This window comes from Psychrobacter sp. NPDC078631, assembly GCF_050268165.1.
In the GTDB taxonomy this organism is placed as follows: Bacteria; Pseudomonadota; Gammaproteobacteria; order Pseudomonadales; family Moraxellaceae; genus Psychrobacter.
Map to the genome: position 1 here is coordinate 409,442 of NZ_JBNNGG010000001.1, position 12,878 is coordinate 422,319.

The 12,878-nt window shown below is 43.5% G+C and carries 10 protein-coding genes; 9 read left to right on the forward strand and 1 reads right to left on the reverse strand.

Going from position 1 to position 12,878, the window contains the following annotated elements:
• Nucleotides 1-75 precede the first annotated feature (75 nt).
• Entirely contained in the window at nt 76-2,916 is a 2,841-nt protein-coding gene (locus ACQKCP_RS01645; RefSeq protein ID WP_427611030.1) for an AAA family ATPase, read from the reverse strand.
• A gap of 356 nt (nt 2,917-3,272) precedes the next feature.
• On the opposite strand from ACQKCP_RS01645, the gene rsmG reads away from it, so the two are divergent.
• The 9 genes from rsmG (at nt 3,273) to ACQKCP_RS01690 (ending at nt 12,802) form a co-directional block, all read left to right on the forward strand.
• On the forward strand, nt 3,273-3,989 hold the full coding sequence (gene rsmG / locus ACQKCP_RS01650) for a 16S rRNA (guanine(527)-N(7))-methyltransferase RsmG (RefSeq protein ID WP_427611031.1): 717 nt from the start codon (nt 3,273-3,275) through the stop codon (nt 3,987-3,989).
• A 240-nt stretch (nt 3,990-4,229) separates the two neighbouring features.
• Nucleotides 4,230-5,009, forward strand: a complete 780-nt coding sequence (locus ACQKCP_RS01655) for a ParA family protein (RefSeq protein ID WP_427611032.1) — start codon at nt 4,230-4,232, stop codon at nt 5,007-5,009.
• Between the two features lie 157 nt (nt 5,010-5,166).
• On the forward strand, nt 5,167-6,336 hold the full coding sequence (locus ACQKCP_RS01660) for a ParB/RepB/Spo0J family partition protein (RefSeq protein ID WP_427611033.1): 1,170 nt from the start codon (nt 5,167-5,169) through the stop codon (nt 6,334-6,336).
• Nucleotides 6,337-6,422: 86 nt separating this feature from the next.
• Nucleotides 6,423-7,148: a MotA/TolQ/ExbB proton channel family protein gene (locus ACQKCP_RS01665; protein WP_347162028.1), complete on the forward strand. Its 726-nt coding sequence runs from the start codon at nt 6,423-6,425 to the stop codon at nt 7,146-7,148.
• 65 nt (nt 7,149-7,213) lie between these two features.
• Nucleotides 7,214-7,645, forward strand: coding sequence for an ExbD/TolR family protein (locus tag ACQKCP_RS01670; RefSeq protein WP_057759437.1), 432 nt, complete (start codon nt 7,214-7,216; stop codon nt 7,643-7,645).
• A gap of 75 nt (nt 7,646-7,720) precedes the next feature.
• On the forward strand, nt 7,721-9,508 hold the full coding sequence (msbA, locus tag ACQKCP_RS01675; RefSeq protein WP_427611034.1) for a lipid A export permease/ATP-binding protein MsbA: 1,788 nt from the start codon (nt 7,721-7,723) through the stop codon (nt 9,506-9,508).
• Nucleotides 9,509-9,574: 66 nt separating this feature from the next.
• Nucleotides 9,575-10,705, forward strand: coding sequence for a tetraacyldisaccharide 4'-kinase (gene lpxK, locus ACQKCP_RS01680; protein WP_427611035.1), 1,131 nt, complete (start codon nt 9,575-9,577; stop codon nt 10,703-10,705).
• A 49-nt stretch (nt 10,706-10,754) separates the two neighbouring features.
• Complete coding sequence (gene kdsB / locus ACQKCP_RS01685; RefSeq protein ID WP_427611036.1) at nt 10,755-11,567, forward strand: 3-deoxy-manno-octulosonate cytidylyltransferase; 813 nt, start codon at nt 10,755-10,757, stop codon at nt 11,565-11,567.
• Nucleotides 11,568-11,671: 104 nt separating this feature from the next.
• Nucleotides 11,672-12,802: a DNA polymerase III subunit delta' gene (locus tag ACQKCP_RS01690; RefSeq protein WP_427611037.1), complete on the forward strand. Its 1,131-nt coding sequence runs from the start codon at nt 11,672-11,674 to the stop codon at nt 12,800-12,802.
• Nucleotides 12,803-12,878 lie beyond the last annotated feature (76 nt).

Consider the following 12,878-nt stretch of genomic DNA (forward strand, 5'->3'; position numbering starts at 1 on the left):
CGATCTAGCCATAGACATAACAATGAATCTAGTCGAACAGCAATGTGCGTACGTATCAGCAATACCGTTCAAATTTTAATTGCCATCCTCATCGATAGCTGTTGTCTCGCTATCATTTAGGGCGTCATCAATAGGCTTAGCATCGCTTTGCTTGCTACTTTTTTCGCTATTTTTCTCATTGCTTTTCTCATCTTTACACTTTTCTTTTACTCTTTTACCTTCTTTCTTTTGACGTTTTTCTTTACGCTTTTTCTTCGCTTTCTTTTTTGACTTTTCATCATCGATGTCATCAGTGCTTTCTTGATTTTCATCCCATAGCATCAGACGGCTTAATACTTTGCCAAATAAAGTATCTTTGCGATAACGGCCTTTTTTATTCATGGTGTCGATGGGCAAACCAGTCATCAGCGTCAGGGCCTCACTTAGAGTATAGACGCCATAAATATGAAATTTGCCTCTATTTACTGCATCGATAATGTCGTCACGTAGCATCAGTTGTTTGACATTGGCCATCGGAATGACGACGCCTTGATCGCCTGTTAGCTCTTGCTCGCGGCAAGCGTCGAAGAAACCTGCGATTTTAGCATTGATGCCACCAACTGCCTGTACTTCGCCTAGCTGGTTCATTGATCCAGTAATCGCGAGAGACTGATTGATAGGCACGTTTGCTAATGCGGATAGCAATGCACAGCCTTCGCTCACAGTGGCACTATCGCCATCGATTTGCGCGTAGCTTTGCTCGAACGCCAGTGAGGCACTAAAATTCAGCGCATGATGTTGACTAAACAACGCGCGCAAATAGCTGGTCATAATCAGCATACCTTTGGCGTGTAAACTACCGCCCAAGTCTACATCACGCTCAATATCAAGAATTTCACCTGTGCCAATATTGGGCTGAATGACCGCAGTAAGCCGTGCTGGCATGCCAAACTCACTATCAGCATAACTGACTACGGTCAAAGCATTAACTTGTCCAATAGCATCGCCTTGCGTTTGGATAAGTTGCTGGCCGTTTTTAAGCTCATCCCAGTACAGATCGCGCAAATACCCTGAACGCTCATCCATGTCATCGATTGCCTGAGTGACATGATCTGCCGTTACCATATTCTCATTATTTAAGCGAGCGTGACGGTTTGATTCATGCAAAAGTTTAATCAATAAGTCACTGTGTAGGCTTAAGCGATCTTGTTCTTCAGCTTGTAAGCTTAGATGTTCAAGTAGCGTGGCCTGTGCACTGCTATCAAACGGATAAAGGTCGGCATAGTCGATGATATCGGCCATTTTTGCGACCAATGCCAATTCATGCTTAGTGGTACGAGGCACATCGTCATGAAAGTCAGCTCGGACTTTGAATACTGCATCAAATTCAGGCTCAAGCTCTAGCAGCTCATAATATAAATCTGCTTCACCTAACAATATAACCTTGATATCTAAATCAATAGGCGCGGGTGAGAGAGACAAGCTACCGGTTAGCGTCAGCATTTGCTCTAGACTTGATAGTTTGATTTTTCGTGATTGTAAAGCGCGCTTTAAGCCTTGCCATGCATAAGGATGCTCCAGTACGTGGCTGGCTTCTAACAGTAAATAGCCGCCATTAGCGCGATGTAGAGCACCCGCACGAATCATACTCACGTCAGTGGTTACTGTGCCTAATTGGGTGATCTGCTCGACATGTCCCAATAAATTGAGATGGGTTGGCAAATCCTCAAAAACCACGGGTGCGCCACTGTCAAGTGTATGACTGACAATAACATTGACCGCATAACGACTGGGCGTCGTAGCTAGCACTGCCGTCAAAAACTCCTCATCATCGCCATTGACGATACGCTCTATGTGAGTGACCATATCATTGAATACAGCCTTGAGATATTCTACGACAAGTGGGTGAGTCGCAAACTGCTCATAAATAGGGGTAAATAGCGGCTGTAGAGCACGTTGCGCAATACTACGATGTAACGCCTCTATCTCATCGTTGGCTTCGTCTTCTAATTGCTCTAAGGCGATAGTCAATTGACTAAGGCGCTTTTGCATATGGTTCTTTTGCACGAAGTTATTCAGCTCAGCTTCATACTCATTATTGCCATATGTAGAGTCTTGGCTTTCTTTATTTTCAGTGTTTTCATCGCCCAAAATGTTAACTTTTTCGCTACCATCGAGCTTTTCTGAATTTTTATGATTGCTAGGTATTTTTACTTGCTTGTCATCATCGCTATTGCTTTCTGTAGGCAGCTGACTAGGATGAACAAATACGGCTTTATTATCAAACGAGCGAAACGTCAATGCTAGGTCATATTGTTTGCCTTCAGCATTAAGCGCGTCATAGGCATGACTTTCTTTTTGATGAGTACTATTTTTGATGGCTTCGATTTTGCTTTGGTATTGATCGCTACGAAAGCGTTGGCTTAGACGCTTTTTTGCTTGCTGCCATAAGTTATTAACTTGCTGTTGTAATAGCGAGGCTTGACCAGCTGGTAGACGCAGCGCCAATGGTGTGCGTGGATCGGTAAAGTTATGCACGTATACCCAATCATCTGGCGTCGGCGCGTCAGCAGCGATACGCGTTAACAGACGACTAATCACAGTACGCTTGCCCAAACCGTTTTCACCAGCGGCAAACACATGGTAACCACTGGCTTTAATATCCAGCGCTGTATGTAATGCTTTAAGCGCGCGTTGTTGACCGAAGCCAACATCTAGGTCAGGCGCAGTACGTGTGTCTGTAGGCAATTCATCAGGGTCGCTATAGCGTTTTAATTGCTCAGCAGAAATGCGACAATTTTGCTGAACTTCTATGAAGATAGGGTTTGGGGTATCAGGTGCTGTGTGCTTAGTATTTTTTGAGTCGGTAGTAGGTACTACCATATTGTTAGCGTCTTTTGATACTTGCGATATAGGGGTGTAGGGTTGTTCTGTCATAGGCGTTTGAAAAATCATCTTAAAAAGTATTAAAGGAATATGAGAAGTGATTGGTTTTATCTGTTCATGCGTATTCTGAGTTTTTATAATCAATCATGACATCTTACAAGATATAGTCACCTATTAGCGAAGTCATTAAGCGCAGTTTTGTATCATATTCAGGCAAATGCTTGAGCGTAAACAGTAAAAAACGAATGACTTAATCAGCGAATTGGAGGCAATCAAAGCAGAATAACGCCTCATGATCAGCGTAGATAGTATAAGATGTCCCACATTGGCGCAATCTGCAACTATTCAATGGGCAGACTGCATGATAAAATAAACGGTTCACAAGTCAAAACTGGATAACTCGTTGTATGTCAGCTTCCGCTAAAAACTCTTCATCGTCTGCTAGTATGGATACTATCAATATTGATCCGACTGGTTTCGTAAAGCTTGGTGCGCAACTGCCAAAGCTGGCCAACATCTTGGTGCAAGCGATAAATGAGCTGGGTCTGCCGTTAAGTGAAACGCAGCAGCGCACGTTATTATTGTATTTAGACCAGCTTTTACTATGGAATAAAGCGTATAATCTGACCGCGATCACTGATCCAGAAGAAGCGCTGATTAAGCATGTGATAGATTGTCTGTCTATTATAACGCATTTACCCGCCGGATCGTTGCTAGATATCGGCACGGGAGCAGGATTGCCGGCAGTGATTATTGCCATTTGCCAGCCTGAGCGTCAGTGTACTGCGCTTGATAGCAACCAGAAGAAAATTCGCTTTATTAAGCAAATCAGCAGCGAGCTTGGTTTGAGTAATATGCAGCCGATTGCATCGCGTATTGAAGCGCATGAAGCAAGTTATGCGGTGGTGACATCACGAGCGTTTGCCAGTTTGATAGATTTTGTAGAAGTAGCGCAGCCTAGATTAGTAGATGGCGGCTTCTTATGTGCTATGAAAGGCAAAGTGCCGAGTGAGGAAGAGCTGCAAGCACTTGATAGTGACTGGCATATCAAAACCATTAAGCTAACGGTGCCACGTTTGCACGACAGTCGTCATTTAATTGAAATGTCCGCCAAAGATAGCTAAAGCATAAACACTTCGCAGTCATGAAACAGGCACTATTTTTTGTGAAACACAGTTTACGTCTGTATCTAAATGACATAGTATTTAAAAGCATTTAAAATGCTCGACCGCAAACTGAGCATTTTAGAGCGTAAATTGCTTATTTTTAAATGCTGAGCGAGTATCGTTGTACAAGATTGAATAAAAAAATAATCGTACCAACCGAGTCAAAAGTAATAGACCCTAATAAAATTGAGTGAGTGTATGGAAATCATAGCAATTGCGAATCAAAAAGGCGGTGTGGGTAAAACCACAACGGCAGTAAATTTGACCGCCAGCTTGGCTGCTAAACGCAAGCATGTACTGCTGATTGACTTAGACCCACAAGGTAATGCGACCAGTGGCACAGGTGTTGATAAAAACGAGTTGGATCTTACCATAGCGGACGTTTTGCTAGATGGTGTCGCGTTGTCTGAAGCAATTGTTACTAGTCCTGCAGGGTTCAATGTCATCGGTGCCAATCGAGATTTGGCTGGCATGGACATTACCTTAATGAGCAAGACCGATAGTCATGAGCTGTTTAAAACTGCGATGGCTGAATTGGTTAAAGATCAGGTATCTACGAAAAAACAGCCATATGATTATGTGATTATAGATTGTGCGCCTAGTTTGAATCTACTGACGATTAATGCGTTGGTTGCTACGGATAGTGTGATTATCCCTATGCAGTGTGAGTACTATGCACTAGAAGGGTTGGCTGACTTATCACAAACGATTGAACGCCTTACAGAGTTGAACCCTAAGCTTTATATACGTGGTGTGGTCAGAACGCTATTTGATGCGCGTAATACGCTTGCCCGTGATGTCTCCACTGAACTAGAAGCGCATTTTGGCGATATCATGTACAAGACCCATATTCCAAGAAATATTCGCTTGGCAGAAGCTCCTGCACACGGCCTACCAGTTATTGCGTATGAGAGATGGTCAAAAGGTGCACGCGCGTATCAAAAGTTAGCTGCTGAAGTGATGAAACAAAGCAACTAATTTTTATCTAAAGTTCTTACAAAGGGTTTTTAGATAAAAAGTGTCACTGATCAAGACAGTAAATGAATAGCATAAGTATAGAACACTTAACATTGTATTTAGTAAGCCGCATCAGTAATCAATTGGCTTTTATTTTAGCGTTAGAGGATAGGTAATCATGGCGAAGAAAAGAGGGTTGGCTGCTAATCGGGGCTTAGATGCCTTATTAGGGTCAATCAAAAAAGAAAAGCAAATTACCGCCTCTGCCTTGCAAGACGACATGGTGGCGCGTGAAAATGCTGCGCCAGATATTAATGTGCCTGTAGAGACTAATGCGCCTGTAGATATTGTATCCACAGATATAGCGCCTGATATCACTCCGACAAAAGCCAGTAAAAAATCATCTGCGAAGACTACTGATAACGATGCTGCTAGTGAGAGTAGTACTCGCGCGCCACGTTCATCTCGTGCTACTAGTAAGGCGTCGCTCAACAAATCACGTGGCAATAGTGCAGATACGAGCGCAACCGAAGATCAGATTAGCCTTGTACAGATTGATGTCACACGCTTGCAAGCAGGTAAGTACCAGCCTCGTCGTGATATGAGTGAGACAGCACTTGCAGAGTTGGCGTCTTCTATCGAGCAGCATGGCGTGATGCAGCCTATCGTTATCCGCCCACTATTGGCAAATGAAGATAAAAGTGAAGCATTTGTCACTCACGAAATTATCGCTGGTGAACGCCGTTGGCGCGCTGCAAAAATGGCAGGAAAAGCGGTCATCCCCGCGATTGAGCGCGCCTTATCTGATGAGTTGGCAATTGCATTAGCACTGATTGAAAATATTCAGCGCGAAGACTTATCAGTGATTGAGCAGGCAGCAGCATTGCAACGTTTTCATACCGAATTTGGTATGAGTCATGCCATGATCGCTGAAGTCGTTGGCAAGGCGCGTACAACAGTATCGAACTTACTTCGTTTAAATCAGCTCCATGATACAGTAAAAGACCATTTGGCCAACAGTGCGCTAGATATGGGTCATGCTCGTACACTTTTGGCGTTGTCCTCTGAACAGCAACCTATCATCGCGCAAAAGATTATCGATGGCGGTATGACCGTGCGAGAAGCTGAAAAGTTGGTCAAATCAATCTTGCAGCCAGCACCCAAAATCAATCGTGCTGAACAAGCACAGTCTCGTGATGTAGAGCGTTTAACCCAAAGATTAACAGACATGCTTGGTGCTGAAGTCAAACTAAAGCATAAAAAAGATGGTCAAGGTAGTGTTGAGATATTTTTCCACAATCAAGACCAATTAGCTGCGTTGATCAAACATATAGAAGCTCAGGCTTAATAACGTTTGCGAGTTAGCTGTATCTATCCAAACGCTAAATCGCCTCTGCAATAATTATTTTTGCAAAAATATGGAAGAGAGTGAGTATGTGGGAATTGGTAAAAGCAGGTGGCTGGCTAATGACACCTATCGTGGTCTGTTCTATATTGGCTTTGGTTATCATCATTGAACGTAGCCATACGCTACAGTTTAATAAAGTCGCCCCTAGCAGGTTGCGCGAACAGCTAATAACTCGTTTACGTGAAAATGGCGATATTGGTCGTACACAATTGATGAATGTAAAAGAAAAGACGGCGCTTGGCGATATCTTGGCAACGGGTTTGCTATATCGTCAGTATGGGCTAGAATCGATGACAATGCACATGCAAAATCGTGCCAGCGTCCAAGTTCATCAGTTAGAAAAAAACATCAATATGCTAGGTACTATCGGTGCGATAGCGCCGTTGCTTGGCCTATTAGGTACGGTACTAGGAATCATCTCTTCATTCTTAGCGATTACCGATGGCGCAATGCAAGATCCGACGATGCTAGCCGCTGGTGTATCACAGGCACTAATCACTACCGCTGCTGGTATGATTGTTGCTATCCCTGCGCTGGTTGCTTATCGCTATTTTCAGCGCCGTATCATTGATATTAATGCTCAGTTTGAGACTCAAGCAGGGCTTATGATTCAAGAGTTGTATGATTATCACTTGCTTGCTAGTACGCAGCCATCTACATCTTCTAGCCGTACGTCAATAGAAGATAGTATTGTGCAAGAACATTCATTCGGTGGGTTAGATTCGGATAAGCCTAGTATAGCAGCAGTGTAGTAAATATGATTTTAAAGAATAGAAATCTTAAGCCTATAAATGGTAGCTGAACTAAAGAGATTGATATGCGTTTTAGAAAACCAACGGTTGAACCGCTTGAAATTAATCTGACACCGATGATTGATTGTTTACTGTTTTTGATTGTGTTTTTATTACTGGCTACCTCATTCAATCACTTTAGTCGTTTAAATATTATTCTTCCGGAAGCGGAAGGTGTCGCACTGACAGAACAAAACAACAGTATCGAGGTAGCTGTGCAAGAGGATGGTAGCTATTTGGTCAACGGCATTACACTTGCTAGTAGCAATGAGGCTGAACTGACCAGCATGTTACAGCAAGAGGCGGGCAGCAATCGCGATATGCTATTTGTTATTGCAGCGGATGCCAATGCAACTCATCAGTCTGTGGTACGAGTGATGGATATCGCTGGAAAGCTCGGATTTTTGAATTTAAACATCAGTACAGTGGTACCACTTGGCCAAACGCTGCCGCAATAACATATATAGTCTTACCATCATAAAACTGTGTGACACACAGCCTATTCATACCACGATACCCAAATTGAGGCTTTTATGAGCCAAGCTTATTTACCTGACTCTAAAAAATCTTCTGCTAAAAATGCATCGGCAGTATCGCCTGTTACCCCTAAGAGTAAGACGTTATTACGCCTACTAAGGTATTTAAAGCCTTATTGGTGGGCGTTGCTATTGACGGCGTTAGGTTTTGCAATTAATGCAGGGACAGAGATTTGGACCGCCAAGCTTCTACAATATATTACTGATGCTATCAATCAGAATGATCGAAGCAAACAAACCTTATTTCCGCTATTGATTATATTGCTATTCTTTGTGCGCGGGATTGGTAGTTTTTTGGGTAACTATTACTCTGCATTGGTCTCACGCAACTTGGTCTATGAGCTACGTGTAGAAGTTTTCAATAAATTACTGCGCTTGCCTAGCTCGTTTTATTTGGCCAATCCAGCCGGTACGATTTCATCGAAATTGATATTTGATGTTGAACAGGTTACGGCCGCCAGTACAGACTCAATGAAGACTTTGCTGCGTGATGGTTTGACCGTTGTCGCATTGATCGGTTTTTTGTTTTATAGCAATTGGCGTCTAACGCTTATTTTATTTGTGGTATTGCCACCAATACTATGGCTGGTACGCATTGCATCAAAGCGCTATCTTAAGCTTTCAAAAGGTATCCAAGAGACGATGGGTAATGTCAGTCACATTACCAATGAAGTCATCGGCGGCTATCAAGTGGTCAAAAACTACGGCGGTCAATCATACGAGTCAGCACGTTTTGACAAAACATCTAAGAAAAACCTACGCCAAGGTATGAAGGTAGTTGTTACCAATAGTATTAATACGCCAGCCGTACAGCTGTTGATGGCGATTGCGATGGCCGTTGTCGTCTGGCTTGCACTGCGACCTGCAGTAATAGATGATATCTCAGCAGGTGAGTTCATCTCCTACATTGCAGCCGCAGGTTTATTGAGTAAGCCAGTACGTTCACTAACTGATATTAATCAGAAGCTGCAAAAAGGTCTGGCTGCTGGTGAGTCGATTTTTGCGCTACTTGATGAGCCAGAAGAGGAAGATACAGGCACAATCAGTAAAGCGCTATCAGGGCAAATGTTGTTAGACAATATCAGCTTGGTTTATCCAGATTCGACGGTGGCTCTACGTGACTTTACCTTGAATATCAAAGCAGGTGAGACAGTTGCACTAGTAGGACGAAGTGGTGCGGGCAAGTCGTCATTGGTTAATTTATTAACACGAACTCTAGAGACCTCTTCAGGGCAGATCACATTGGATGGTATGCCAATTGAAGACATTAAGCTAGAGAGTCTGCGCGCCCAGATTGCAATGGTGAACCAGCAGGTAGTATTGTTTAATACCACCGTATTTAATAATATTGCTTATGGTGGCTTAGCTGATAAGACTCAAGCTGAGGTTGAACAAGCAGCAAAAGATGCTTTCGCTCATGACTTTATTATGAAAATGCCAAACGGCTATCAAAGCGAAATTGGTGCTGAAGGGTTGCAATTATCTGGTGGTCAGCGTCAGCGACTATCGATTGCTCGTGCGCTATTAAAGGATGCACCGATTCTAATTTTAGATGAAGCCACTAGCGCGCTTGATAATGAGTCTGAGTATTATATCCAGCAAGCGCTAGATAATGTGATGAAAGACCGTACCACATTGGTTATTGCCCATCGACTGACGACTATTGAATCAGCGGATCGTATTGCCGTAATGGATGGTGGTCAGATTGTTGAGTTAGGAACGCACAATGAGCTGATGCAGCTACAAGGCCACTATGCGCAAATGTATGCTCGAGATTTTGAGTAGTCAGTTTAGAAGTTTTTAGCCAATTTTCACGCAGCCATGAACCAATAAGATAAGCGATATTGATTAATGAGTATTGAGACGACAATCACCCGCGCATGGCAACGTCAAGCTGTTTGGTTGTGGTTGTTGCTGCCTATCAGTTGGTTATACGGTTTCATCATCTTATTGCGTCGTCAGGCTTATAAGGCTGGGCTATTATCAAGCTATCGAGCACCTATTCCTGTGATGGTCATTGGTAATATCAGTGTGGGCGGTAGTGGTAAGACGCCGTTGATTATTGCTCTGGTCACCTATCTGCAAAAGAAAGGTGTAGACGTAGGGGTAATCAGTCGTGGGTATGGCGGTGATACGAGTCACATGCCTGCATTGGTCAGTGCTATCAGTTTACCTCATGTAGTCGGGGATGAGCCTTGTTTGATTGCTCATATGACAGGCGCTGCTATGGCAGTGTGTCCCAATCGTCAACAAGCGATTGCCACTCTATTAAAGGCAGAGCCTAATTTGCAATTGATTATTGCAGATGATGGTTTGCAGCACTATGCACTACAGCGCGATATCGAATGGATTGTGGTAGATGCCGCCCGTGGGTTTGGTAATAAGCAGCTATTACCAACAGGTTTTTTGCGTGAGCCGGTGTCACGATTAGAGGGTGCAAATGTTATTTATCATGAAAAGCCAAGTACAGATTTAACTCGGACTTCTAGAAGTGGTAATAAGATACAGTCTACTGACCGTTTGACCATGCATTTGCAAGCTGATGAGTTACAGCGCCTATGGAATTCTACATCGAGTGCAGCTCAACTAAATAGTGTTAAGCCTACTAATAACAGCCGCGTCCATGCGGTCAGTGGTATTGGTTATCCACAGCGGTTTTTTGATACCTTAGAATCTATTGGCTTTGAGGTCATAGGGCATCCTTACTCTGATCACTATGATTTTAGTTTGGCTGAGCTTTTACAGTATGGTGATTATCCTATCATCGTAACCAGTAAAGATGCGGTAAAAATCAGCGCATTATTGGCAGACTATACAGCGACACAAGCACTCAATGATGAGTATGTAGAACTTGTTAGTAGACTATGGGTGTTGCCAGTGACGGCTGTATTATCAGAGAATAGTTATCATAATCTAGATGCGCAGCTAAAGGCGCTAGGGATTCGTATCGACCATGATATGAGCACCTCAGCCTCATTATAAATATCAGCTAATATTTTAAATCCCCGTATAATTTTTATAGGAATACGCCATGTCGTTCGCCATCACACCTGCCAAAACTCATATCGTGATTCCTGCACGTTTCAAGAGTACGCGCTTACCTGGTAAGCCATTGCTAGCTATTCATGGTAAGCCGATGATACTTTGGGTAGCAGAAAAAGCGCAGACAGCAAATTTTGCTGATGACATGTGTATAGCGACTGATGATGAGCAAATTGCAAAAGTTTGCACCGATGCAGGTTTTGATGTGGTTATGACCAGTAGCGAGCATGCTTCAGGGACGGATCGTTTGGCAGAGGTAGCAGCTATCAAAGGTTGGGCTGAGCATGATATCGTGGTGAACATGCAAGGCGATGAGCCCCTTGTACCGCCATTGCTTTTGGAGCAAGTACAGGCGCTTTTGGTAGCGGATGAGGATAGCGTGATGGCCACACTTTGTGAGCCTATTAATGACTATGATACGTTCCAAAAACCATCGGTAGTAAAAGTAGTCAGCCAATCTGCTAATAACTTACAGCGTGCGCTCTATTTCAGCCGTGCACCGATTCCTTGTGACCGTGACGTCGTATTAGCTGATAATAATCAGACGCAACCACCAAAGAACGCCTATCGCCATTTGGGTTTATACGCTTATCGTGTCAGTCTATTACAGCAGTTCGTAAACTGGCCACAAACACCACTTGAGATACTCGAAAGTTTAGAGCAATTACGTGTTTTAGAAAATGGTCAGCATATCGCAATCGCAGAAGCCGCCTGTCAGCTACCAGCTGGCGTCGATACACAAGAAGATTTAGACCGTCTAAACGCGATGAGCTTAGATAACTTTCATAACTCTCATAAGTAATAGTCTGAGCAAAGTTGCGTGCGATTCTAAGTTTTCTACAACGCTAAAGTATCGTTGTCGTGGCTATACCTGAAATACCTAATCAATGTGATAGAGCCATAACCATGAATAATTTGACAGGAAATATGGACGCATTAGATAACACAGACCGTATATATTTTGCGCCACTATTGCCATGGCAAAAAGTACTGTGGTTACAGTTGACCAAGCGCGTACTTAAGCAGCAGTCTTTGCCGCATGCATTGCTCGCTGCTGGTATGCAAGGTATGGGCAAACGCGCCTTTGTATGGCGATTGGTCGCTTGGCTATTATGCCGTGAGCGTGGCGCACACCCACTAGGTGCTTGTGAAGTGTGTGAGAGCTGTCAATGGCTCAAGTCGGGAACTCATCCGAGCCTACAAGTATTACCACTCGTTAGTATGCCTATCAGTGCCGAGAGCGATGCGCTTCAAGAAAAATCAAGTAGCACAAAAGATAAAAAAGGCGCTAAAGCTACTAGCAACAGCGCACTTAAGATCAAAGTAGATGATATTCGTGCTTTGCAGCCTTTTATTTATCAAGGCGGGCAAGGGATGCGTATCTGTGTATTAGATCACGCTGAAAAAATGACGGTGGCCGCTGCCAATGCGCTGCTTAAAACATTGGAAGAGCCACAAGCGCAGGTGCATCTATTTTTGATTAGTGATACGCCTGCTCAGCTATTGCCAACGATTAAGAGTCGTGTTCAACAGTTAGCATTACAGACAATTGAGCTGACTGTTGCTGTCGATCATGTGACGCAGGCGTTAGGTCACACGATTAACCGCGAAGCTGTCGGTACCGCTGCGATTGAGCAGTTGATACAACTAGCCAATGGTGCACCATTAGCTTCTATCGCCTTAGCGCAAGCACCGTGGTATAGCAAGCGCAGCTTATGGCTGACCACATGGCAGGCGCTACGTAGTGGTAAACGTAGTGGCGTGGCGGCAAGTGATTATTGGCAAGGTCAGCTTAATATTAAAGAATTTATACAGCTGTCTGAGCTGATGCTCCTTGATATACGCCGTGTCTGTTTGGGCCTTGTTGAACTACAAAAGGATGTCAATCTATCAACGATATTGGCTGCTTATCAGCCTACTGATAGCGGGTTAGAGGCATTTGCTAACAGCGTGCAGCAGACCAAAATTGCACTGCAACAAAATGTGCAAGAAAAATTTGCCTATGATAAGCTAATGCAAGAGTTGGCAAGCTTATAGAGCCATGCTTGAGCGCTTAATTATTGTTCGAAAATTTGCAATTGTTCTTAACTATATACTATCAGTTATTTATATA

Excerpts from the sequence above, each read along its gene's own strand:
- rsmG (WP_427611031.1), top strand. The coding sequence starts at position 3,273 with ATGTCAGCTTCCGCTAAAAACTCTTCATCGTCTGCTAGTATGGATACT.
- ACQKCP_RS01655 (WP_427611032.1), top strand. The coding sequence starts at position 4,230 with ATGGAAATCATAGCAATTGCGAATCAAAAAGGCGGTGTGGGTAAAACC.
- ACQKCP_RS01665 (WP_347162028.1), top strand. The coding sequence starts at position 6,423 with ATGTGGGAATTGGTAAAAGCAGGTGGCTGGCTAATGACACCTATCGTG.
- ACQKCP_RS01690 (WP_427611037.1), top strand. The coding sequence starts at position 11,672 with ATGAATAATTTGACAGGAAATATGGACGCATTAGATAACACAGACCGT.
- msbA (WP_427611034.1), top strand. The coding sequence starts at position 7,721 with ATGAGCCAAGCTTATTTACCTGACTCTAAAAAATCTTCTGCTAAAAAT.
- ACQKCP_RS01660 (WP_427611033.1), top strand. The coding sequence starts at position 5,167 with ATGGCGAAGAAAAGAGGGTTGGCTGCTAATCGGGGCTTAGATGCCTTA.
- ACQKCP_RS01645 (WP_427611030.1), bottom strand. The coding sequence starts at position 2,916 with ATGACAGAACAACCCTACACCCCTATATCGCAAGTATCAAAAGACGCT.
- ACQKCP_RS01670 (WP_057759437.1), top strand. The coding sequence starts at position 7,214 with ATGCGTTTTAGAAAACCAACGGTTGAACCGCTTGAAATTAATCTGACA.
- kdsB (WP_427611036.1), top strand. The coding sequence starts at position 10,755 with ATGTCGTTCGCCATCACACCTGCCAAAACTCATATCGTGATTCCTGCA.
- lpxK (WP_427611035.1), top strand. The coding sequence starts at position 9,575 with ATGAGTATTGAGACGACAATCACCCGCGCATGGCAACGTCAAGCTGTT.